The sequence below is a fragment of the Roseobacter sp. SK209-2-6 genome (assembly GCF_000169455.1).
Taxonomy (GTDB): Bacteria; Pseudomonadota; Alphaproteobacteria; order Rhodobacterales; family Rhodobacteraceae; genus Pseudophaeobacter.
Genome location: NZ_AAYC01000005.1, coordinates 150,689 through 172,804 on the forward strand (window position 1 = coordinate 150,689; position 22,116 = coordinate 172,804).

Sequence of the window (22,116 nt, forward strand, 5' to 3'; positions counted from 1 at the left end):
TACTTCAATTTTTCCCGATATCACCACTTGACGCGAAATTCCGATGTCGCGTCGGGGCTCAGGCTTCTGGATGCTCAATTGGCCCAAAGAGATGCGCCCTTCACTGTCTTAGGCCTATACAGTGGGCTGTGAATGGCCTATATGCCGCCAATTGCCACCGCTGGCCCTGCGCTATAGCGCGTCCTCCCTTTCGCCCCAGCCCCGACAACAAAGCAGATCCCGAATTGAAACAGACCCTGTCTCTGGCGCTGGAGCGCCGCGGATATACCTCTCTAACCCCGGTTCAAGAGGCCGTCACCGACCCCGATCTTGGTACAGGTGACCTTCTGGTTTCCGCGCAGACTGGATCGGGCAAGACGGTTGGCTTTGGGCTTGCGATTGCAGACACCGTTCTGGGCGAAGACGATCGATTTGCTGCTGCTGCCGCGCCGCTGGCATTGGTCATCGCCCCAACCCGTGAGCTGGCGCTGCAGGTAAAACGCGAACTGGCCTGGCTCTATGGAGAGGCGGGCGCGGTTGTTGCTTCTTGTGTTGGCGGCATGGATATGCGCGATGAGCGTCGGGCATTGGATCGCGGCGCCCATCTGGTGGTCGCAACCCCTGGCCGTCTGCGCGACCATATCATGCGCGGCTCTATCGATCTGTCGGACCTGCGCGCTGTGGTTCTGGACGAAGCGGATGAGATGCTGGATCTTGGCTTCCGCGAAGATCTTGAGTTTATCCTGGGCGAAGCTCCTGAAGAACGTCAGACCCTGCTGTTTTCCGCCACCGTACCCCCGGCGATCGAGCACCTGGCGCGCAGCTACCAGCGTGATGCCAAACGGATTTCCACAGTCGCCGAGACCTCGCAGCACAGCGATATCGACTACCAGGCGATGCTGGTTTCGCAGCGGGATGGCGACAATGCCATCATCAATGTGCTGCGCTTCTATGAGGCGCCCAACGCCATCGTCTTCTGCAACACGCGCGCGATGGTAAACCGGCTGCTGAGCCGCCTTTCCAACCGTGGTTTTGCGGTGGTTGCCCTGTCGGGAGAGCTATCCCAAGCGGAACGCTCCCACGCTCTGCAAGCCATGCGCGACGGACGCGCACGGGTTTGCGTGGCGACCGATGTCGCTGCCCGTGGCATCGATCTGCCAAATCTGGAGCTGGTGATCCATGCGGAGCTTCCCTCAAGCCACGAAACCCTGCTGCACCGTTCGGGCCGTACCGGTCGGGCTGGGCGCAAGGGGGTCAGCGCGCTGGTTGTTTCGCCCAAATCCAGAAAGAAGGCCGAACGTCTGCTGAAAATGGCCAAGTTGCACGCCAATTGGGGCGGCGCACCTTCGGCCGAAGCGGTACGCAGCAAGGACACCGAGCGGATGCTCAACGATCCTTCCTGGACCGAAGATCAGAGCAGCGGCGAGGAAGAGATGATCGCGCAGCTCACGCAGCCTTCACCCAGAGCAACTGGCCGCTGGCTACCTGCGCCTGTGGAATGCCAGCCGCTCGGCGCCAGAAGAGCTCTCCGAAGTGGATGACAAGCCCACCAAGCGCGAACCTTTTGGCCCCAGCACCTGGTTCTCTATTGCTGCGGGGCGCAACGAGGGTGCGGATCCACGCCGCCTGCTGCCGATGCTCTGCCGCGCTGGTGGCATTACCAAAAGCGACATTGGCGCCATTCGCATCCAGGGCGAAGAGAGCTTTGCCGAGATCCGCGAAGAAAAGGCCGAAGGGTTCCTGCAAACCCTTGGATCCGAGATGGTTCTGGATGATGGCACCGCGATCCGCAAATTGGACACCCCGCCAAATATTCCGGCGGCCCGTCCTTCTGGCCCACGAAAGCCGGGCGGGAAGCCCGGAGGCAAACCGGGCCATCGCGGCAAACGCCCCTATGAGGGCGCTGGCGCGCAAGAGAAGAGCTATGGTGGCGGTGAAGGCTCAAAGCCCTACAAAGAGAAGAAGCCTTATAAGGATGCCTCTGACCGGCCAGCCCGGCGCAACAAAGGCACCGAAGATGGACCTAGCTTCTTTGCGAAACCGGCCAAACCCGCAGGGAAAGCTGCCAGCAAGCCAGACACCAGAGCTGACGGAAAACCTGCAGGTAAGCCCAAGACAGGCCCCAAAAGCAAAACCGGACCCAAGGGACCGCCGCCCCCTAAGAGCAAACCAAACAGCAAGAAGAATAAAGCCCGCGCCGCAGCAGCCAAGGCCGCTGCAAAGGCTGGAACAGGCAAGCCACGCCGCCCCAAAGGCTAGTCAGCGAAAATGGCTCGCCACATTAGGCGACTTTAAAATTTACAATGCCGCCAGGTCATGAACCTTGGCGGCATTACTTTTTCTGCCTTAGGCCTTCAGACAGGCATCAAATGCCGCCTTCTGTTCTTTGGAGACGACGCCTCCGGCGCGTAGGCCAACTGCCTCTTGCGGGGTCAAGAATTTGTAGAGATCACTCTTGATGCCTGCCTGTTTCCAACATGTCTCGATAAGGGGTTTTGTAACCTCGATCGCAGCGTCAGATCCGCCCTTGGTGACGATGGATACGCTATTTCCACCACTACAACCGGCCAGCAATACCGCACCTGCGATGCACATGGTCCAAAGCTTCATGCTTCCAAGTCCTTCCTTGTAAAATCAGAATCTTACAACCACAGGCATAGGATGGATGTCATTTCACCCTCACTTCCAAACGAGAGGGTCAAAGCAAAAAGGCCGCTCCAGATGGAGCGGCCTTTCCAAATTCGGGATCCGTCTGGAGCCTTAGGCGGCCAGAGCGTCCTGTGCCTGGCGCACGATGGCACCAAAGGCTTCGGGCTCGTGCACGGCCAGGTCGGCCAGAACTTTACGGTCTACTTCGATACCTGCCAGGTTCAGACCGTTGATGAAGCGGCTGTATGTCAGCGCTTCGTCGTGGCTGCGGACAGCAGCGTTGATACGCTGGATCCACAGCGCGCGGAAGTTGCGCTTGCGGTTCTTACGGTCGCGGGTTGCATACTGGTTGGCCTTGTCGACGGCCTGACGGGCAACCTTGAAGGTATTCTTGCGGCGGCCGTAATAACCTTTGGCTGCCTTGATGACCTTCTTGTGACGGGCGTGTGTTGTGGTTCCACCTTTAACGCGGGACATATCTCAATCTCCTCTTAGCGGTCGTAGGGCATGTAGCCCTTGACGATTTTGGCGTCAGGAGCCGACAGCTCCGAGGTGCCGCGAGCATTGCGGATGAATTTCTTGGTACGTTTGATCATACCGTGCTGTTTACCAGCCTGAGCAGCCATGACCTTACCGGTCGCGGTCACTTTAAAGCGCTTTTTGGCGCTCGACTTCGTCTTCATTTTGGGCATTTCCGTCTCCTTCAATGCGGGTTCGGTCTATGCGCGACTCGGCATGCCACTTCGGGCCGGCCACGCGAACAGAATGGGGATTTACGGAAGCTGCCCACAAAGGGCAAGCGGAATCTCAGAGAAAACGCCCCAGAACGCTGAAAAACACGTCTGGGACCTGTTCCAACCGATAGCCACCCGGTTTCTGAAGCACCGCAAAGGTGATGAGCCCCACCCCGGCCAACAGCATAAGGGATGAGACCCGAGGCGGACGACTGTCACTGATGGCCGAGAGGATGGAGGGCACCGACAGTGCACCAAAAAGGATTCCCACTATAAGAGCCAGATCCGTATCCATCTCAACCTCAAGAACAAACTAACAGAGTACCTGAGGTTAAGCCTACTCTGGATCGAGGCTATAGATCAAACGTTCATCACAGGGCGCCACACGCAGGATGTTTGTGGTGCCCGGCACATTGAAGGGCACACCTGCTGTAACAACGATCTGATCACCAGCCTCTGCAAAGCCCCCTGCTCGCGCGGCGCGTGCCGCAGAAACCACGGCCCCCTTGAACCGTTCCTGCCCTGGGATCACAACACAGTTGCAGCCCCAGCTAAGAGCCAGCCTGCGCGCGGTGCGGTGCAGCGGAGTAAGGGCCATGATTGGCACACCGGGACGTTCGCGCGCGGTCAGCAACGCAGTTGTACCACTCTGGGTGAAGCAGCAGATCGCCTTGATATCCGTCTTTTCCGCAATCTCACGCGCAGCAGCGACAATTCCATCAGCGATGCTATCGCCCTTTGCAGTTCGGGAAGCCGCAATGATCTGGGTATATGTCGGATCGACCTCCACCTCAGTTGCGACCTTATCCATGGTTTGCACCGCTTCAATTGGATACTGGCCTGCGGCGGATTCCGCACTCAGCATGATCGCATCGGTGCCCTCGTAGATGGCGGTCGCCACATCCGAGACCTCCGCCCGCGTTGGCATTGGGCTTTCGATCATGCTTTCCAGCATCTGGGTCGCCACGATCACCGGCTTGGCAGCCGCGCGGCATTTGCGAACCAGACGTTTCTGGATCGGCGGTACCGCCGCCACCGGCAGCTCAACCCCCAGATCGCCGCGCGCCACCATGATGCCATCAGATGCGTCCAAAATCTCCGCAAATTGCTCAACCGCCTGCGGTTTTTCGATTTTCGACAGAACAGAGGCGCGGCCATCTGCCAGCCCCTTGGCCTCAAACACATCTTTGGCCCGCTGCACAAAAGACAGCGCGAGCCAATCAACACCCAGCTGGCAGACAAACTCCAGATCTTCCCGATCCTTTTCGGACAAGGCAGCCAGAGGCAGGAAGACATCCGGAACATTGACCCCCTTGCGGTTGGAGATCGTTCCGCCATTTTCAACGATGCAATCGGCAAAATCCGCACCGCAGTTTTCTACCGTCAGGCGGATCTTGCCATCATTGACGAGGAGATGCGCGCCGTTTTCCAGCGCTTGGAAAATCTCAGGGTGAGGCAGGCAGACCCGCGTGGCATCCCCCTCTGCCTCATCCAGATCGAGCCGGAACTTCGCCCCTTCTTCCAGCTCTTCCGATCCATTGGCAAAAACACCAACACGCAGCTTTGGCCCCTGAAGATCCGCCAGAATCGCAATGGAACTCTCCAGATCCTGCTCCACCTGGCGGATGATGCGATACTTTTCGGCAATTTCTTCATGGCTACCATGGGACATGTTGAGGCGAAACACATCCGCCCCCGCCTCATGCAGAGCGCGGATCGTCTCATAGGTTTCGGAAGCCGGCCCCAGCGTGGCAACAATCTTCACATTCCGGGATCGTTTCATGGGGTGCATTCCTTCTGGCTGTCTCCCCGTCAGGGGAATGTTAACGCAAACATCTGATGCGGCTTATCACTCAGATTGCTTTTTTTCGCAACTCCTCTAGAGATATCGCCGGTAATAAGCGACAGGTCCATGACATATTCCCCATTCTTTTTGCACGGGGCCGACAGGCCCGCCCGCTGGCTGATCACCTGTGATCACGCCACCAATTTTGTCCCCTCTTTTGTTGGCGGCGGTGATCTGGGGCTGCCCGCAGAAGATATGGCCCGCCACATCGCCTACGACGTTGGCGCCTATGAGGTTTCCAAGCTCTTGGGGGAGTATCTCGATGCCCCTGTTGTTGCGTCAAATTTCTCACGGTTGGTGATCGACCCCAACCGCGGCGAGGATGATCCGACCCTGCTGATGCGGCTGTATGACGGGACGATCATTCCTGCCAATCGCCACGCAGATGAGGCAGAGAAGGCGCGGCGACTTGACGCGTGCCATCGCCCCTATCACCGCGCGCTTTCCGAACTTGCAGCACGGCCAGACACCGTGATTATCTCGATGCATTCTTTCACCCCTCAGCTGCGCGGACGCCCGAAACGCCCCTGGGAGATTGGCATCCTGTTTCCAGAGGGAGAGGCCTTTTCTCCGCATCTGATCTCGGAATTGGAACAGGACAAAGATCTCTGCGTTGGAGTGAATGAACCCTACACAGGCTATCTCCCTGGGGATGCAATCGACACCCATGGCACCAAAGCAGGGCGTCCGAACGCCCTAGTGGAGTTGCGCAATGACTTGATAGCAGAGCCGGCCGGCCAGGAGGCCTGGGCGCGGCGCTTGGCTCAGGTTCTTCCTCTCGCCCTGGAACGCTCTGGCCTGTGAAAGATCTGGCCTGTGAAAGCTGGGGCATTTCTCTCCGCCGGGGCATAGCGCCGCAGACGACTTGAAACGGGGGTGTCACCCCCCCAACTCTGTCCTAGGAAAGGCGCTATTCCTTCCAGGAGGCATGAAATGACGCTGGAAACACTAACCGCATTCTTTGGCTGGCTGACTATCCTCAACCTCGCAGTTTTGGCCCTGTCCACATTTGCAGTACTCCTGTTCCGCGACGGGCTTGCCAGCCTACATGCAAAGCTGTTTGATCTGGATGAGGGCTGGATCAAGCAGAGCTACTATACCTATCTGGCGGGCTACAAAATCTTGACCCTGGTCACTGCAGCCCTGCCCTACCTGGCGCTAAAACTGATCTAGCCAATCGACCTCCACCTAGTTGATTTCATGTGTTCCTGCCCCGGCATTGTCCCAATGCGCCCAGCCTGCTACCCAGACAACAGGACGCAAATTCACCAAAGGACGCCAAGATGGATCCGCAAACAGAGATCGAACTCCAGGCCGCTGCTTTTCGCCGCCTGCAAAAGCACCTGATGGAAGACCGGACCGATGTGCAAAACATCGACATGATGAACCTGGCGGGCTTTTGTCGCAATTGCCTGAGCCGCTGGTATCAGGAAGCCGCCAATGAGAAGGGGATCGAAATGGGCAAAGACGAAGCCCGCGAGGTCTTCTACGGCATGACCATGGCAGAGTGGAAGGCGAATTTCCAAACAGAGGCCAGCCCGGAAAAGCAGGCAGAGTTCGAGGTCGCGTTTAAGGAAAACGTGACGGACAAAGGTTGATCAAGAAAAGCTGATCAAGCCTGCGCCAAAACGCAAAAAAGCCGCTCGGATGAGCGGCTTTTTCTTTGTGTCGCTGTGCAATCAGATTGCTTTCTTGCGGCTTTCTTCCAGATAGATCTCGCGCAGGCGCTTCGCGATCGGCCCTGGCGTACCATCGCCCAGTTGCACACCGTCGATCTCCACCACAGGCATCACAAAAGCAGAAGCAGAGGTGGTAAAGGCCTCATCCGCCTCTTTTGCTTCATCGATGGTGAAAAGGCGCTCTTCGATCTCCATCTGCGCCTCTTCTGCCAAGCGCAGCACTGCGGCGCGGGTGATCCCGTGCAGGATGTCATTGGACAGTGGGCGGGTCACGATCTTGCCATTCTTGACGAAATAGGCGTTGTTCGAGGTGCCTTCGGTCACATGGCCATCTTCAATCAACCATGCATCATCGCAGCCCGCTTTCTTGGCCATCATCTTACCCATGGATGGGTAAAGCAGTTGCACGGTCTTGATGTCACGACGGCCCCAGCGGATATCTTCGATGGAGATGATCTTGGCGCCCTTCTTGGCCGCAGGGTTATCCGCAAGACCGGGCTTGTTCTGGGTGAACAGCACCAGCGAAGGAGGCGTACCCTCCGCGGGGAAAACGAAATCCCGATCCCCGTCAGAGCCGCGCGAAACCTGCAGATAGATCAACCCCTCTTCAATCCCGTTCAGCTCCACCAGTTTGCGGTGAATTTCCAGCAGCTCGTCCTTGCTGCAGGGGGATGGCATGTCGAGTTCATTGAGCGACCGGTCCAGACGCACGGCGTGACCTTCAAAATCAATCAGTTTTCCATCCAGAACCGAGGTCACCTCATAGACCGCATCCGCAAACAGGAAACCACGGTCAAAGATCGAGACCTTGGCCTCATCCTCAGGCAGATATTCGCCATTTACATAAACAGTACGGGTCATGAGCACTACTTTCTTGGGCTTTAGGGTTATCGAGACAGCTTCGTTCTTTTGACTATTGAAGCTGCCTTGTTCAAGAGACTTTGCTATTCACGTCCCCAAGTGCTGCAAAGCGACGCAAGGGAAAGCTTGACGATGAACGGTGTTCATGAAAAATTGAACACTGTTCATGAGGAGATTCTGACCGATGCAACAACCACCGGAATTGACCCACTTTGTGCGGGAGGCTTTGAACCGGGGCCAGTCGCGTCAAACCATTGAAGCGCAACTTGCGGCGGCGGATTGGACCGGCCTGGAAATTCAGACAGCGCTTGCTGGATGGGACTATTGTGAGCCCATTGGCGCCGTTCCCCGGCCGCAGCGTTCGACCAGCGCCTGGGACGCCCTGTTCTATGTCATGCTCTTTGCTGCCTTCGGGCTGATGATAGGCCATGCCATGCATCTGATGCTGGGGGTAATAACCTTTATGATGCCCGAAGCCGGCGATAGCTACTCTCGCTACCGGATGAACGGATTGCGCTGGTCGATGGCGGCGGTCATGGTCTTTACCCCGGCCTTTCTGTGGCTGCATTGGAAGGATGCGCGCGCCAGCCAGGCCAATCCGGTACGCCGCTTTGGCACAATCCGTCGTTGGCTGACCGCCACTGCCCTGCTGGCGGCCGCGCTGACGCTCGCCTGCGATAGCATCTATGTGATCTATGCTTTCCTGACCGGCGAACTGACCCCACGCTTCATCGTGAAAGCCATAGCCGTCGCCCTCATGGCAGGAACAGTGCTCTACTATTTCCGGCAAGAGCGCCAAACCGAACCTGTCGCCCGTTTCAATCCAGGCGCTTGGCTGGCGGCGGGCCTCACCCTGCTCGCCCTTTCTACCAGTCTCTGGCTGAGTGGCGGACCACTGCAGGGGCAAAAAGAGGCCCGTGATGACATTCGCCTCCGCGAGTTGCGCATAGTCCGGGAAGATATCGCAGCCTGCAAAAGTTTCAGAACCGAAGGTCTGCCCGAAACTCTGGCCCCCATGTCCTGCGCCCGCGCACCGCAAGATCTGACAGGCCTGGCAAGCGCAATTACCTATGAGCGCCTGGAGCAGGACCGTTTTGAAATTTGCGTCCAACTGGAGGCTCCTGACCGTGCAAGCAATCTGTACGATATCCATCGAAAAGGAAGCCTCCATTGCACGGCTGAGACACTAGAGTAGTCTCTAACCCCAGAGCTCAGCTGATGGCGGGTGCACACCTGCCGCGTCAAACTGCAGCGGCACATCACGATCTTCCGCCAGCAGCAGCGGCCCATCAAGATCGGTCACAACAGCGCCCTGTGCCACCAAGGTGGCCGGGGCCATCGCCAGCGAAGAGCCGACCATGCAGCCCAGCATCACCTGATAGCCTTCCGCGAGCGCGGCCTCGCGCAGCTTCAGGGCTTCAGTCAACCCACCGGTCTTGTCCAGTTTGATATTGACCACATCATATTTGCCTTTGAGCTTGGGCAGGCTTTCGCGGTCATGACAGCTCTCGTCTGCGCAGACCGGCACCGGGCGCTCCATACCGATCAGGGCCTCATCCTCACCCGCAGGCAGCGGCTGCTCCACCAGCTCCACTCCCAATCGCACCAGATGCGGCGCCAATTCCGCATAGACCTCAGCCGACCAGCCCTCATTGGCGTCGATGATGATCTTGGCATCCGGCGCCCCAGCCCGCACCGCTTCCAGGCGGGGCATATCATCCGCAGTGCCCAGCTTGATTTTCAACAACGGACGGTCTGCATTCTCCGCCGCTTGCTTTTGCATCTCTTCCGGGCTTGCCAGGGACAGCGTGTAGGCGGTGATTTCCGCCCCCGGCGCCTCCAAGCCAGCCAATTCCCAGACCCGCTTGCCCGCTTGTTTCGCTTCCAGATCCCATAGCGCGCAATCCACCGCATTGCGGGCCGCGCCGGCAGGCAGCAACCCCTGCAACTCGTCGCGGGTAAACTCCGCTGGCAAGCCTTCAATTTCGGCTGTGACGCTCTCCATCGTTTCATTGTAGCGGGCATAGGGCACACATTCGCCCCAGCCTGTGACACCCTCTTTCTCGATACGAACAGTCAGCACCTTGGCTTCGGTTCGTGACCCGCGCGAGATGGTAAAGACCTGCGCCAGTTTGAATACATCGGGGGTGACAGTGATCTTCATTCTGTGGTCCTTCGCGCCTGTTTCCGGTTTTCCCAGAGAATATGCCGACCAGGGCGCCAAGCGCGCCCCGGTGTCTTCATTTTGCTAGAAATACCTCCGCCGGAGGCACCAAACCTAACGGCAAGCGCCTCCGGTCAGGGGGTATAAATCAGACCGCTGCCAGAGCGTCTACCAGGCGACCAGCGCCATGGCGATAGGGGTCCACGGCAGGCAGGCCCATTTGTTCTTCCAGCTTGGCAAGATAGGTCACCGCCTCATCCTCGCTCAGATGCTGGGTATTGACCGAGATGCCCACGATCTGACAGGCCGGGTTTGCCCGCTGTGCAAGCGGCAGAGCCACGGCCTTCAGCTCTTCCAGAGTGGGGACATCATATTCGGGCAGACCGCGCATATGAGTTCGGGTCGGCTCATGGCACAGGATCAGTGCATCCGGCTGCCCACCATGCACCAGCGCCATGGTAACGCCAGAGTAAGAGACATGGAACAGCGACCCCTGTCCTTCGATCAGGTCCCAGTGATCATCATCATTGTCCGGGGTCAGATATTCGATCGACCCAGCCATGAAGTCAGCGATGACCGCGTCGAGCGGCACGCCGTGGCCGGTGATCAGAATGCCGGTCTGGCCGGTCGCACGGAAGGTGGACTTCATGCCGCGATCGCGCATTTCATTGTCCATCGCCATAGCGGTGTACATCTTGCCGACCGAGCAGTCGGTGCCAACTGCCAGACAGCGCTTGCCGGTGCGGGGCTTGCCGTTGGCAATCGGGTAGCCAACGGTGGGAACGCGCACATCATGCAGAGTGCCACCATGGGTTTGTGCCGCTGCAACCAGATCGCCCTCGTCGCGCAGCAGGTTATGCAGGCCAGAGGCCAAGTCATAACCCATTTCCAGCGCCTCGATCAGAACGGCTTTCCAAGCTGCGGAAATCACGCCACCCCGGTTGGCAACACCGATCACCAGTGTCTTGGCACCGGCTTCCTTGGCCTCTGCCAGGCTCAGGTCTTTCAGGCCCAGGTCTGCGCCGCAGCCTGGCAGTCGGATCTGGCCAACCGCATGATCCGGACGCCAGTCACGGATACCAATTGCCACTTTGGCAGCCAACATGTCGGGCGCATCGCCCAGGAACAACAGATATGGTGTCTCGATCATGGGTGTTTCCTTTTCGTAACTCAGAAAGGAGTTTCGGAATAATTCGCCGCAAGTTCATACCCATTTCACGCATTCAAAAGCTCACCGTGCATTTTTCTTGCTCACTTTTCAGGATTCTTCGAAGATTCCTTCGATAGGTCAGCATCTGATATGCTTTCTTCCTCCTGCAGCCAGGATTCGGCCTGCAAGACCCCCGCTTGGGGCGCACCAAGCACCGCAATAGCTTGCAAATTGCCCGTTTCTTCCGGCGCCTCCTCCTGTCCACGTCGCAAGACAGCCACCACTGCAACCAAGAAACACAGGGCTGCCAGCACAATCAGGAATCCTTTTCCGTCAGCAATACTGACCGAATTTGGCCCCGCAAGCGTGCCGACGAATTGGCCTACATTCAGCAAGAACAACATCGTCCCGCTCGCAGGCACAATCTGCGAAGATTTCAGTTGGTCATTGGCATGGGCAGTGCAGACCGCATACATCGGCAGGCTCGCCCCCGCGAGCAGTCCAAAACCTGCCACCAATGAGGTATGCGACGGATCCATCAACATCCAGATACAGGCCCCTGCCCCAGCCAGCCCCAGCCCCATAAGCACCAGACGTCTATCCGTCTTATCGCTGATCCAACCAACCGGGTATTGCACCACAGCCCCAACGATCATCGCGACCACCAGAACGCCGGAAGCCTGTGCGCCACTCAGCCCCAGTGACAGCGCATAAAGCGGCAAGGCAATGAACCAGCCAGCCACGGCAACCGCGCTGACCAGATTGCCAACCACCGCCATCGGCGACACCCGGTAGAGCTTCCGAACAGACATCCGATCCGGCACCTCATATTCCGGCGCCTTGTTCCCAGACAAAAGCAACGGAACGATGGACAGTGAAATCAGGATGGAAACGACCCCAAACAGAAGATTGCCACTTGGGTCTGGCAAGGCAACCAGGGCCGTACCGATGGCAGGACCAGCCATCCAGATCATAAAGTAGATCGACAGGATCTGCGCGCGATTGTGGTTCTCAGCCTTGGCCTGCAGCCAACTCTCGGTAATCACATATAGACCTGGGTAGCAAAACCCTGCCAGAAATCGCATCGCAGACCAGGAAACGGGATCTGACGTCAACAGATGCAGGATGGCCGCGATACTCACCAAAGAGGCCAAGGCCGAAAAGGCCCGGATATGCCCGACCTTCTCAACCAGTTTGGGCGCCACCGCCGTGCCAACCAAGGCCCCCGCAGGATAGGCCGCCTGCATCAGTGAGATGGTGAACTCTGAAAATCCCAGGCCAGCGCCCCGGATTGTCAGCAGGGTAACCAGAAGACCATTGGCTACCATCAGAAGAATCATGCCCAGAAAAAGGGCCCAGTTTTCAAAAAATGCGCGTTTCATACCGCCAGCTTTGCCACGCACAAAAAACAGCTTCGCGCCTGTTTGCGGCACCTGCAGCTGCGCCGCAATGCAGCGTTTTTTCTGCGGTTGCAAAATTCACTTGCAGTCACACGCGCAACTTAATAACACTTGCGGCAATCAATTCGTAATTTCCTTACCCTCGAAAGGACACCGCAGATGAGCTTCCGCATTCAGCCCGCCGCACCTGCGCGCCCCAACCGCTGCCAGCTCTTCGGGCCCGGCTCCAACACCAAGCTGTTTCCAAAAATGGCGGCCTCGGCAGCGGATGTGATCAACCTGGATCTGGAAGATTCCGTCGCCCCAACCGATAAGGACGCTGCCCGCGCCAATGTGATCGAAGCGCTCAACACCCAGGACTGGGGCAGCAAATACATGTCCGTACGGATCAACGGGCTTGATACCCCCTATTGGTACCGCGACGTGGTGGATCTGCTGGAACAGGCCGGGGATCGGCTGGATCAGATCATGATCCCCAAAGTGGGCTGCGCCGAAGATGTCTATGCTGTAGATGCTCTGGTCACCGCGATTGAGCGGGCCAAAGGCCGGAGCAAGCCGATTTCCTTTGAGGTCATCATCGAATCTGCTGCGGGTATTGCCCATGTGGAGGCCATCGCGGCTTCTTCGCCCCGAATGCAGGCGATCAGCCTGGGCGCCGCTGACTTTGCCGCCTCCATGGGTATGCAGACAACTGGCATCGGCGGCACGCAGGAAAACTATTACATGCTGCGCGAAGGCGAAAAGCACTGGTCGGATCCCTGGCACTGGGCCCAGGCCGCGATTGTTGCCGCCTGCCGCACCCATGGCCTGCTGCCAGTAGACGGCCCCTTTGGGGACTTCTCAGATGATGAGGGCTATATCGCTCAGGCCAAGCGCTCTGCCACCCTGGGCATGGTGGGCAAATGGGCCATCCACCCCAAGCAGATCGCCCTGGCGAATGAGGTCTTCACCCCCTCCGAAGCCGCCGTCGGTGAGGCCCGCGAAATTCTGGCCGCCATGGAGCAGGCCAAGGCCAATGGCGAAGGCGCCACCGTCTACAAAGGCCGTCTGGTCGATATTGCCTCGATCAAACAGGCAGAGGTTGTCGTGGCCCAGGCAGAACTGATCGCAAATAGCTGACGCCATCCAATCTTTATTGCGGTATCAAGGGCGTCCAACCGGGCGCCCTTTTTTTGCACCACCCAGCGCCAAACCTTCGATGAAGCCCAGCGCCACAATAGGATGATCCGACGATGCCCGATCTTACGCTTTTCCACACGGCCGAAGTCCATGTAACTACATTCGCCGCTCTCGCGCCTTCGGCGGATCTGCAGCAGGTCGTGCGTAGCGATTGGCTTGAACGGGCCCAGCAGGGTATCCCGCCCGAGTTGGAGCAAGAGATCACGGCAGCGATCCAAGCCACATCCGGACCTGTGCTATGCACCTGCACAACACTTGGGGAGGTCGCGGAGAAGGCCGGTGCCACCCGCCTGGACTGGCCGATGATGCAGGAGGCTGCACGCATCGGCGGCCCGGTGCTGATGGCCTATTGCCTGGATAGCACCGCTGCCCCCTCAACTGTCCTGCTAAGGCGCGCTTTTACGGACCTAGACAAAGAACCAGAGTTGCGCAGCCTCCCTCTGACCGGACTGTGGGGCCATTTTACTGAGGGCGACAACAAGCGTTTTGAGGCGGAAATCGCAACCTGGATCAGCACCAGCCTGAAAATGCTGCCGGATACCTCCTGCGTTGTCTTGGCCCAGGCTTCCATGGCAGGAGCTGCCGAGATCCTGCAACGGCAAACAGCGATCCCGATCCTGGCGTCGCCTGCCATCGCCATGAAGCACTTGCTTGGCGAATAGCAGAACTCTCGCGCTTCATATTTCCCCAAATATCCAAACCCCACGCCAGCCAGGGGTCAACTGCGCAGATCCTTGGGCGAGCCCATAACCACATAGGTGGTGATTGCGGTCACATAAGGCGAGGTCCCCAGAATATCGGTGTGAAAGCGCTTGTAGCTGGGAAGATCTGCGCATTCGACCCGCAGGAGGTATTCGATTGTGCCAGTGATATTGTGGCATTCCACCACCTCTGGCGCTTCATCCATGGCTCGTTCAAAGGCCTTTTGCGCCTCTTTGGTGTGCTCCCCCAAGCCTACCCCGATATAAGTCACAAAGCCATTGCCCATGGCATCCCGATCCAGCACCGCCCGGTAGCCAGTGATCACGCCGCTGCGTTCCAGATCTTGGACGCGGCGCAAACAGGCAGACGGCGAGAGCCCTACACGGTCTGCCAATTCCAGATTGCTGATCCGACCGTCCCGTGTCAGCTCTTGCAATATTTGATGATTTATTCTGTCATTTTTCGCCATTGGTTGCAGAAATAGATTACTTACGCACCAAAACGCAATTTCATTTGGCACAAAACGCGTCATTTTTTCGCTATGACTTACGAACTCTTCCTAGCACTCGCCGGTTTTGCCCTGGGCACAGTTTTCACCCCTGGCCCCAACAACTTGATGCTGATGGCATCGGGTGCCAACTTTGGCTTCCAGCGCAGCTTACCCCATCTGATCGGGGTTGCTGTCGGGTTTCCGATCATGATCCTGCCAGTGGGCCTGGGTGTCATGCAGCTTTTTGATGCCTTTCCGCAGCTCACTTTGGTGATGACGGTGCTGTCAGTAATCTACATGGTCTGGCTGGCCTGGAAAATCGCCAATGCCGCCCCTCCACAAGAGGGCGGCACCAGTGGCGACCCCCTTACCTTCCTGCAGGCTTGTGCATTTCAATGGGTCAACCCCAAGGCCTGGGCCATGGCATTGGGGGCGATCACGCTCTATGCAGCCAGCCGGGATGTGACCGCTATTCTTTGGGTTTCAGGCACCTATTTGCTGATTGGCAGCTTCTCGGCCTCTGCCTGGACCGCGCTTGGCCAGCAGCTGCGGCGCATTTTGACCCGCCCTGCGCAACTCAGGGCTTTCAACTGGGCCATGGCCGCATTGCTGCTTGCCTCACTGGCCGCAATCTTGCTTCAACAATAGCCTTCAGGCCTGCGATCTCCCTGCCCACCAACGCACCAATCAGACTTTCAATCGCGACGAACTCAGAAGGGCGAGGCATTTCACCTCGCCCAAACTCTTGGCCCGAACTCTTGCCCATCGATTACTTGAGCGGCAAGCAGATTTCGGTGACCAGTTCCTCCGGTGGAACTTCACGCGGGTTGTTCAGATAGAGCTCATAACAGGGCGTATCTGCAGGCTCTTCGCCGGATGCAGGCAACCAATTGCCAAACAGGCTATGATAGGCCGCTGAAATGCCCGAGTAAGGGCCCTTGTAGGTCAGGACCGCCACCTTACCACTGTCCAGATGACTCTCTTCCATACCCTCTGGCACCGCATCACCAGAGAACACGGCCCCAGCAAAGCTGCGCAGATCTGCCGCTGCGACCTCTTCCGGGTTATCATAGTAGATAGCTGCGACCTCGCCGATCTGCGGCCAGAGGCCACGCGTCTGACAAAGTGCTCCAAAGGCTTCGAACTTTTTTCCAATCAGGTGATAGTCGCCAGTGTGGGACAGCCCCACCAGGCGACGAGCGGGTTCTTCTCGAATTGTTACAGGATACATAGGATAGGCTCCGGTTTTAAAATCAGGGCGTTGGGGCAAATGGCACCCCGCCTTTCGAAAGGCCGCCGGGCTTTTGCCATAGGCCTCGGTGAATGCCCGAGAGAAGGAGCCCAGGTTTGGATAGCCCACCGATTGTGAGATCTCCGCGACAGGGGTTGTGGTAATCACCAGCGCGCTGGCGGCACGATGCAGGCGAATACGACGCACAGCCTGGGCGCAGGTCTCACCGGTTATGGCATGAAACACCCGGTGCCAATGGAACCGGGACATGGCCGCCACATCTGCCAATTGATCCAGCGACAGATCCCCATCGGGATTGTCATGGATGTATTCAAGCACACGCAGAATGCGGTTTTCATAGGCAGCGGACATGGCTTACGGGTTCCTTCTCTCTTGCCCGATCAGATGTGCCACAGGGCCGGATCACAAATCTTGCTGACTTGCCTGCGGCAGCGGATTTTTCGGCGCCATGGCTTCAAGAAATTCGCGAAGCTTACGTGCAACTTTCAGCGAAGTTTCGCGCACCTCATCAGGATCAATCTGGTCCCGCTGAAAATCTAAACCGCCGATGACATAGGTTACACCAGTCAAGTCATCAGAAATCTCAAGCGAACATTTCCAAAGTGGCCGTGTAGTATCGATACGCGATGGCTGTTTAGGGTCGAAGGAAAAGGGTTGGTACTCACAATGGGCATTGCCTCGAAACCCATCAATGGCTCTTCCGTTCCCAGCCAGATTTACGACCTCTGTTCTAACACGTCGGGCCTGTTTTTCGATCAAACTGCTCGTTTCATCAAAAGTTGTTCCAGCCTTACCAACCCCAAACAATTGGGTCCCGTCTCGAACACCAACTTGGAAGACCCCTTCGCGCAGGCCCAGCTCTTTTGCATAGCCCTCCAGTGGGGAGCGAAACCCAAAGGTGAAGCTGGCAACTGGAATGGGAGCGGATTGCGGTTCCTCCAGGCAAAATGCCAATATTCCCCTGTTTTCATGTTCTTCAGGAATTGCAAGTTCTGCCTGGATCGCGCGCCCACCCTCTGCACCGAGAGTTTCAAAACTGCTCATCAGCTCCGCCGGTAGTTCGACTTCCATCCGACCAATTCCCAGCCGAACCGAAGAAGAGAAATGGCATGCAGCACGGCGATCAAGATCTCCAAGGAACCCGTGGAAAGCCTTGGAGAATTCAAACGAGACAATAACCACAGAAACAGCGGCGAACACAAAGAGTGCTCCCAAAATGCCAAATCCAAGAAACTTGAGGTAGCGAGTCGACAACACTCCCTTCGTTCTCATGTCATCCTTCCCAAGGCCAAACTCCAAATCGCAACAGTTGCATCTCATCGCACAGAAGGCCATATACGGCGAAACCGCTAAGGCGAGGCAATATGACTCAGTATCTGGAATTTGAAAAACCACTGGCCGAAATCGAAGGCAAGGCAGAAGAACTGCGTGCCCTGGCCCGTGCCAATGAAGAGATGGATGTGGCTGATGAGGCCGCAGCGCTGGATGCAAAGGCAGAGCAGCTGCTGAAAGATCTCTACAGCGATCTTACCCCCTGGCGCAAATGCCAGGTGGCCCGCCACCCAGAGCGCCCGCATTGCCGTGACTACATCGATGCGCTGTTCACCGAGTATACGCCGCTGGCGGGTGACCGGAACTTTGCCGATGACCTCGCAGTCATGGGCGGCCTTGCCCGTTTCAACGATCAGCCCGTGATGGTTATCGGCCATGAAAAAGGCTCTGACACCAAGTCGCGCATTGCCCATAACTTTGGCATGGCCCGCCCCGAAGGCTACCGCAAGGCCGTGCGCCTGATGGAAATGGCTGGGCGCTTTGGCCTGCCAGTTGTCACCATCGTGGACACCACCGGCGCCTACCCCGGCAAAGGCGCTGAAGAGCGCGGCCAGTCCGAAGCGATTGCACGCTCCACCGAGATGAGCCTGAAGATCGGCGTGCCGGTGATCTCTGTGATCATTGGCGAAGGTGGCTCTGGCGGCGCCGTGGCCTTTGCCTCGGCCAATCGTGTCGCCATGCTGGAACACGCTGTCTATTCGGTGATCTCACCCGAGGGCTGCGCCTCGATCCTGTGGAAGGATGCTGAAAAGATGCGCGAAGCCGCCGAAGCCCTGCGCCTCACCGCACAGAACCTGCAGGAACTCGCGGTAATCGACCGCATCATCCCCGAACCCATGGGCGGTGCGCATCGGGACGCCAAAACCACGATGGCCTCCGTTGGAGTGGCCATCCAAGAGATGCTGGACGAATTGAAAGACAAAGACGGCGCGGACCTGATCAAGGATCGCCGCCAAAAGTTCCTTGATATCGGCTCCAAAGGACTTGCCGCCTAGGATCAGCCACTAGGGCAATTCACCTTTCCGGATTCGCGAGACAACACGCTCCCGGTCCATTTGAACCTTATCACTGAAGCCGGTCATCGCATGGCCGGCTTCGTTGTATTTGGCGCTCCACAGCGCAATCTCAGCCAGCACAGGTGCCAGATCACGCCCCTTTGGTGTAAGGCTATAGAGGAAGCTTCGGCGGTTATCCGGATCCTGGGTTTTAACCAAAATCCCAGCCTCTTCCAATTGCTTTAGCCGCTGCGCCAGAATGTTTGTCGAGATCCCCTCCCAACCGTCCAAAAGCTCCCCATAGGTTTTGGCACCTTTGACCGCCATGTCACGGATCACAAGAAGGCTCCAGCGGTCGCCAAATACCTCCAGCCCATAAGCCACCGGGCATCCCGACTGATATTTACTGTCTTTTTTCATCAGATCTCTTTTCTCACATTTCTACTTGCGAATTGCAAGTTGTTATGACAGCAATTGATAACTTGCATTTTGCAAGTGTTTAATGGAGCAACCATGACCTATACCCTCAATAACGCGGCTTTCCGCGATCGATCCCGGCTGTCCCGACGCCAGCTGCTCGCCACTTCAGCAGCCGCACTGCTGACCCCCTCCCTACCCCAAGCCAAGGACCATCCCGTGACCCCACAAGCCTTTGTCTATACCGAAGTCGCAATCTCAATCCCCTTCGATCAAGCCCCTTGGCAGGAAATCAATGCTGCGATTCTCAAGCAGCCAGGTTTCTTGAACAAAACTTGGTTATCGGGACACGCGAGCGGATCTCTCGGCGGCTTCTACGCCTTTGACAGCATTGAAAACGCGCGCGGTTTCGTCACCGGATACTTCCCCTCCGAAGCACGCAGCTTTGGGGTCGCCCACAATACGCGGGTTTTTAATGCCAGAGTAACCGCCAAAGCCAGCCGCGATATGGACTCGGTCTTTTATGGTGGGCAAGCCGCAACACCCGGTGCCTTTGTTTATACGGAATTGCAACTGTCGCGCGCCTTTGATGATGCGCCCTGGCAGGACCGCAACAAGGCCTTGAAACAGGTGCCCGGGCTGCAAAATAAGGTTTGGTTGAGTGGGTTGCAAACGCAGACCCTGGGTGGGTTTGATGCCTTTGACACTCTGGACAGCGCGGCAGAGTTTGCGCTCAACCGCTTCCCGGAAACAGCGGCCGAATTGGGCTGTGCATTCTACACGCGGATCTTTGATGCCACGCTGACCGAGACCGCAAGCCGGGCGATGGGCTCCCCCTATTACAGCAACAGCGAAAGCTGAAACTGAAGCAATTCAATAGGGCCTCCCAACCAAATATCAGACAGACCACCGTACAGGGCGGGCAGGCAATTGCGCAGCGCCCTGAATAGCCGTATCGCGGTCCTAGCCGGCCAGCAGCCGAAGCCCCTGCGTGACATCCGAACGAACAGCAAGACGCAGCCCAGGCTCATCCCCAGCCCGGAGCGCCGCGATGATCAAACGATGGTTCTGTGGTGGGTCGGTCCGCCCAAGCCGTCCGTAAAGCGCTCGCATGGTCGGGCCAAGTTGCAGCCAGACGGTTTCTGCCATAGCCAGCATCGCTGGCGCCTGCGCACGTAGGTAAAGGGTGCGATGGAACTCTAGATTGGTTCTGATATATCCCACCGCATCGCGCTTTGAGACCATCTCGGCCACAGTGGAATTGATGCTCTGGAGCCGCTCAATAAGAGCCATATGAGCACGCGGCAAGGCGCGGCTGGAAAGCTCTACCTCCAGAAGCGCACGCAGCGCTGCCAGTTCTTCTATGCGCTCATTCGAAAGCTCAGGCGTGGAAACACGACCCGAGTTTGACAGGAAGAGCGCACCTTCTGCCACCAGGCGGCGAACCGCTTCGCGCGCAGGCGTCATGGACACCTCAAACTCACGCCCGATCCCGCGCAAAGTCAGCGCGGCACCCGGTGCAATCTCACCATACATGATCCGTGCCCGAAGGGTCCGATAAACCCGATCATGGGCAGAGGCTGAAGTATCCGGAACGGAGCTGGAAGCGCGCAGGGTTTGGCTCATAAGATTTACATGTGATCACAAAACAGGGAGAGGTCAAGCGCTTCACTTAAGGCAATACAGCATTGGGCCGCAGCCCTGTCGACAACCTAGAAGCGATATCGATGGAGGCTCGAGCCCTCTTCTTTCAGCCAACGCCTCTCGGCGCTGCTATCCCCAAACAGTTTTTGCACCAGGGACCAGAAATCGGCGGAATGATTCATCTCTTGCAGATGCGCCACCTCATGCGCCGCCACATAGTTCAACACCTTTGGTGGCGCCATGATCAGGCGCCAAGAATACATGAGCCCCCCATCGGAAGAACAAGACCCCCAGCGCGACCGCGTATCCCGCAGAGTGATCCGGCTATAGCCTCGCCCCAAGTCCTGCGCATAGTGATCCGAAGCCGCAACCAGCCGATCACGCGCCAGTTCCTTCAGGAACCTCTCCAGGGAGCGCTTTGGATTGCTCCCACCGACCAAAAGCTCATCAGGTGTGAGTTTGACACCACGCCGTTTCTCGGAAGAGATTCTCCGGGCCGCCCCCTCAACAGGGAGTTCATTGCCAAATTCTGCCTCGACCGGTGCGGGATGCCTTTCAAGATGGGCGCGGATCCAATCTTCTTTCTCCGCTGCAAACTCCAACGCTTCATCCTCTGGAACCCGCGGTGGCAGGGTCAAGGTTACCCGCCCATCCAAAGCGGAGATTCGCAAACTCATCCGGCGCGCCCGTTTGGAACGGCGCAACATCAAGGGCACAGGTGGCTTTCCCGGAAGGTGATATGCGCTCATCTATGGCCCCTTTACGGCAAAGGCTTTGACAGTGCCATCCTCATATGGCAAGGCACCTGAATCGTCGACACGACTCATGTATAAATCGAGGGGATTCAAATGCCCAAAGAAGAATGGGGTGTAAAGCGCGTCTGCCCAACCACAGGCAAGCGGTTTTACGACCTGAACAAAGACCCGATCGTCAGCCCCTATACGGGCGAAATCGTCGAGCTTAACACCGGCAAAAGCCGGATGATCGAAGCCGATAGCGAAGACGCAGCGACTTTGAAAGCCAAAGAGAACATCGATGCAGATGCCGATGTGCTGGAAGATGACGAAGACGTCGACCTGGATCTGGGCGATGATGTTCTGGACGACGACGATGAAGAGGATAACGTACCTCTTGAAGAGATCGCCGATGTCGCCAGCAACGACGACGATTCCTAAATCTTTGGGCTGGCTCAAGCCAGGTTTCAACCACTCTGAGCCAGCCCAAAATCACCCATGAAAAAATCTGTTGGCAAAGGTGCATTTTCCTCTTGCAGCCCAGGCCAACCTCCCTTAAATCACCCTCACACCGCGAGACGGAACGGACCAAACGGTCAACGGAACGCGGAAGGTTTGGGGCCTTAGCTCAGCTGGGAGAGCGCCTGCATGGCATGCAGGAGGTCAGCGGTTCGATCCCGCTAGGCTCCACCAAATCCTCCTTGAAAAGTGTCAGATCGCTTTGCTCTTTCGGTCAAAGAGATTGCCTCTGATGGTATTTCGCGGCTGACTGCGGACCAATCCCGCTTGGCACGGTCACTTGATTTTCAAGAATATGACCTGAGAAGAAGTCGAGAGCCGCGGGAGCGCCACGCAGCTACGAGCCCTAAGTGTGAACTTGATTTTCATGCTGCACGCGCTTGCAGCGCG

General features: G+C 57.4%; 25 protein-coding genes, 1 tRNA gene and 1 pseudogene. 12 read left to right on the forward strand and 15 right to left on the reverse strand.

The genetic code is table 11. The features are described 5' to 3' along the window. Positions 1 to 224 precede the first annotated feature (224 nt). Positions 225 to 2,238: pseudogene (locus tag RSK20926_RS22695) on the forward strand (DEAD/DEAH box helicase). Positions 2,239 to 2,325: 87 nt separating this feature from the next. Here the strand turns inward: RSK20926_RS22695 and RSK20926_RS09720 are convergent. From RSK20926_RS09720 to pyk, 5 genes are all read right to left on the reverse strand, one after another. Beyond that, positions 2,326 to 2,589 carry a hypothetical protein gene (locus tag RSK20926_RS09720; protein WP_008206277.1) on the reverse strand — a complete coding sequence of 88 codons (264 nt, stop codon included), beginning with the start codon at positions 2,587 to 2,589 and terminating at the stop codon, positions 2,326 to 2,328. Positions 2,590 to 2,739: 150 nt separating this feature from the next. Next, entirely contained in the window at positions 2,740 to 3,105 is a 366-nt protein-coding gene (gene rplT, locus RSK20926_RS09725; protein ID WP_008206278.1) for a 50S ribosomal protein L20, read from the reverse strand. 14 nt (positions 3,106 to 3,119) lie between these two features. Beyond that, positions 3,120 to 3,320, reverse strand: coding sequence for a 50S ribosomal protein L35 (rpmI, locus tag RSK20926_RS09730; protein WP_008206279.1), 201 nt, complete (start codon positions 3,318 to 3,320; stop codon positions 3,120 to 3,122). A 115-nt stretch (positions 3,321 to 3,435) separates the two neighbouring features. Beyond that, the gene (locus tag RSK20926_RS09735; RefSeq protein ID WP_008206280.1) at positions 3,436 to 3,657 is read right to left on the reverse strand and encodes a hypothetical protein; all 222 of its coding nucleotides are present in this window, start codon (positions 3,655 to 3,657) and stop codon (positions 3,436 to 3,438) included. A 42-nt stretch (positions 3,658 to 3,699) separates the two neighbouring features. Continuing rightward, positions 3,700 to 5,145, reverse strand: coding sequence for a pyruvate kinase (gene pyk, locus RSK20926_RS09740; protein ID WP_008206281.1), 1,446 nt, complete (start codon positions 5,143 to 5,145; stop codon positions 3,700 to 3,702). Positions 5,146 to 5,274: 129 nt separating this feature from the next. On the opposite strand from pyk, the gene RSK20926_RS09745 reads away from it, so the two are divergent. The 3 genes from RSK20926_RS09745 to RSK20926_RS09755 all read left to right on the forward strand — a co-directional run bounded on the left by RSK20926_RS09745 (position 5,275) and on the right by RSK20926_RS09755 (position 6,806). Further along, a complete protein-coding gene (locus tag RSK20926_RS09745) occupies positions 5,275 to 6,012 on the forward strand; it encodes an N-formylglutamate amidohydrolase (protein WP_008206282.1) in 738 nt (245 codons plus the stop codon). A 129-nt stretch (positions 6,013 to 6,141) separates the two neighbouring features. After that, a complete protein-coding gene (locus RSK20926_RS09750) occupies positions 6,142 to 6,381 on the forward strand; it encodes a DUF6868 family protein (RefSeq protein ID WP_008206283.1) in 240 nt (79 codons plus the stop codon). Between the two features lie 110 nt (positions 6,382 to 6,491). Continuing rightward, complete coding sequence (locus tag RSK20926_RS09755) at positions 6,492 to 6,806, forward strand: DUF1244 domain-containing protein (RefSeq protein WP_008206284.1); 315 nt, start codon at positions 6,492 to 6,494, stop codon at positions 6,804 to 6,806. 81 nt (positions 6,807 to 6,887) lie between these two features. On the opposite strand, the gene RSK20926_RS09760 is transcribed toward RSK20926_RS09755, so the two are convergent. Beyond that, positions 6,888 to 7,748 (reverse strand): D-amino-acid transaminase, encoded by an 861-nt coding sequence (locus RSK20926_RS09760; protein WP_008206286.1) that lies wholly within the window; start codon positions 7,746 to 7,748, stop codon positions 6,888 to 6,890. Positions 7,749 to 7,932: 184 nt separating this feature from the next. On the opposite strand from RSK20926_RS09760, the gene RSK20926_RS09765 reads away from it, so the two are divergent. Beyond that, on the forward strand, positions 7,933 to 8,943 hold the full coding sequence (locus RSK20926_RS09765; protein WP_008206287.1) for a DUF5671 domain-containing protein: 1,011 nt from the start codon (positions 7,933 to 7,935) through the stop codon (positions 8,941 to 8,943). Between the two features lie 3 nt (positions 8,944 to 8,946). On the opposite strand, the gene dgcA is transcribed toward RSK20926_RS09765, so the two are convergent. The 3 genes from dgcA to RSK20926_RS09780 form a co-directional block, all read right to left on the reverse strand. Continuing rightward, on the reverse strand, positions 8,947 to 9,912 hold the full coding sequence (gene dgcA / locus RSK20926_RS09770; RefSeq protein WP_008206288.1) for an N-acetyl-D-Glu racemase DgcA: 966 nt from the start codon (positions 9,910 to 9,912) through the stop codon (positions 8,947 to 8,949). Between the two features lie 148 nt (positions 9,913 to 10,060). After that, on the reverse strand, positions 10,061 to 11,062 hold the full coding sequence (gene dgcN / locus RSK20926_RS09775) for an N-acetyltransferase DgcN (RefSeq protein WP_008206289.1): 1,002 nt from the start codon (positions 11,060 to 11,062) through the stop codon (positions 10,061 to 10,063). Positions 11,063 to 11,163: 101 nt separating this feature from the next. After that, a complete protein-coding gene (locus RSK20926_RS09780) occupies positions 11,164 to 12,402 on the reverse strand; it encodes an MFS transporter (RefSeq protein ID WP_232281868.1) in 1,239 nt (412 codons plus the stop codon). A gap of 219 nt (positions 12,403 to 12,621) precedes the next feature. Here RSK20926_RS09780 and RSK20926_RS09785 point away from each other — a divergent pair, with 219 nt between their 5' ends. Both RSK20926_RS09785 and RSK20926_RS09790 read left to right on the forward strand, forming a co-directional pair. Then, positions 12,622 to 13,581, forward strand: a complete 960-nt coding sequence (locus RSK20926_RS09785) for an L-malyl-CoA/beta-methylmalyl-CoA lyase (RefSeq protein WP_008206291.1) — start codon at positions 12,622 to 12,624, stop codon at positions 13,579 to 13,581. Between the two features lie 113 nt (positions 13,582 to 13,694). Continuing rightward, complete coding sequence (locus tag RSK20926_RS09790) at positions 13,695 to 14,303, forward strand: hypothetical protein (RefSeq protein WP_008206292.1); 609 nt, start codon at positions 13,695 to 13,697, stop codon at positions 14,301 to 14,303. A 56-nt stretch (positions 14,304 to 14,359) separates the two neighbouring features. Here RSK20926_RS09790 and RSK20926_RS09795 read toward each other — a convergent pair whose 3' ends face one another. Next, positions 14,360 to 14,812 carry an Lrp/AsnC family transcriptional regulator gene (locus RSK20926_RS09795; protein ID WP_008206293.1) on the reverse strand — a complete coding sequence of 151 codons (453 nt, stop codon included), beginning with the start codon at positions 14,810 to 14,812 and terminating at the stop codon, positions 14,360 to 14,362. 72 nt (positions 14,813 to 14,884) lie between these two features. Here RSK20926_RS09795 and RSK20926_RS09800 point away from each other — a divergent pair, with 72 nt between their 5' ends. Beyond that, positions 14,885 to 15,481, forward strand: coding sequence for a LysE family translocator (locus RSK20926_RS09800; protein ID WP_008206294.1), 597 nt, complete (start codon positions 14,885 to 14,887; stop codon positions 15,479 to 15,481). Between the two features lie 121 nt (positions 15,482 to 15,602). Here the strand turns inward: RSK20926_RS09800 and RSK20926_RS09805 are convergent, their stop codons facing one another. Both RSK20926_RS09805 and RSK20926_RS09810 read right to left on the reverse strand, forming a co-directional pair. Then, on the reverse strand, positions 15,603 to 16,436 hold the full coding sequence (locus tag RSK20926_RS09805) for an AraC family transcriptional regulator (RefSeq protein WP_008206295.1): 834 nt from the start codon (positions 16,434 to 16,436) through the stop codon (positions 15,603 to 15,605). A gap of 51 nt (positions 16,437 to 16,487) precedes the next feature. After that, positions 16,488 to 17,384 (reverse strand): hypothetical protein, encoded by an 897-nt coding sequence (locus RSK20926_RS09810; protein ID WP_157133077.1) that lies wholly within the window; start codon positions 17,382 to 17,384, stop codon positions 16,488 to 16,490. A gap of 65 nt (positions 17,385 to 17,449) precedes the next feature. On the opposite strand from RSK20926_RS09810, the gene RSK20926_RS09815 reads away from it, so the two are divergent. Next, a complete protein-coding gene (locus RSK20926_RS09815; protein ID WP_008206298.1) occupies positions 17,450 to 18,412 on the forward strand; it encodes an acetyl-CoA carboxylase carboxyltransferase subunit alpha in 963 nt (320 codons plus the stop codon). A 9-nt stretch (positions 18,413 to 18,421) separates the two neighbouring features. Here RSK20926_RS09815 and RSK20926_RS09820 read toward each other — a convergent pair whose 3' ends face one another. Further along, a complete protein-coding gene (locus RSK20926_RS09820; protein ID WP_008206300.1) occupies positions 18,422 to 18,832 on the reverse strand; it encodes a winged helix-turn-helix transcriptional regulator in 411 nt (136 codons plus the stop codon). 93 nt (positions 18,833 to 18,925) lie between these two features. Between RSK20926_RS09820 and RSK20926_RS09825 the strand changes: the two genes are divergently transcribed. Then, the gene (locus tag RSK20926_RS09825; RefSeq protein ID WP_008206301.1) at positions 18,926 to 19,690 is read left to right on the forward strand and encodes a hypothetical protein; all 765 of its coding nucleotides are present in this window, start codon (positions 18,926 to 18,928) and stop codon (positions 19,688 to 19,690) included. Positions 19,691 to 19,792: 102 nt separating this feature from the next. Here RSK20926_RS09825 and RSK20926_RS09830 read toward each other — a convergent pair whose 3' ends face one another. After that, positions 19,793 to 20,455, reverse strand: coding sequence for a GntR family transcriptional regulator (locus RSK20926_RS09830; protein WP_008206302.1), 663 nt, complete (start codon positions 20,453 to 20,455; stop codon positions 19,793 to 19,795). 86 nt (positions 20,456 to 20,541) lie between these two features. After that, positions 20,542 to 21,222, reverse strand: coding sequence for a M48 family metallopeptidase (locus RSK20926_RS09835; RefSeq protein WP_008206304.1), 681 nt, complete (start codon positions 21,220 to 21,222; stop codon positions 20,542 to 20,544). A gap of 99 nt (positions 21,223 to 21,321) precedes the next feature. On the opposite strand from RSK20926_RS09835, the gene RSK20926_RS09840 reads away from it, so the two are divergent. Further along, positions 21,322 to 21,648, forward strand: a complete 327-nt coding sequence (locus RSK20926_RS09840; RefSeq protein ID WP_008206306.1) for a TIGR02300 family protein — start codon at positions 21,322 to 21,324, stop codon at positions 21,646 to 21,648. Between the two features lie 176 nt (positions 21,649 to 21,824). Then, positions 21,825 to 21,900, forward strand: a tRNA-Ala gene (locus tag RSK20926_RS09845). Positions 21,901 to 22,116 lie beyond the last annotated feature (216 nt).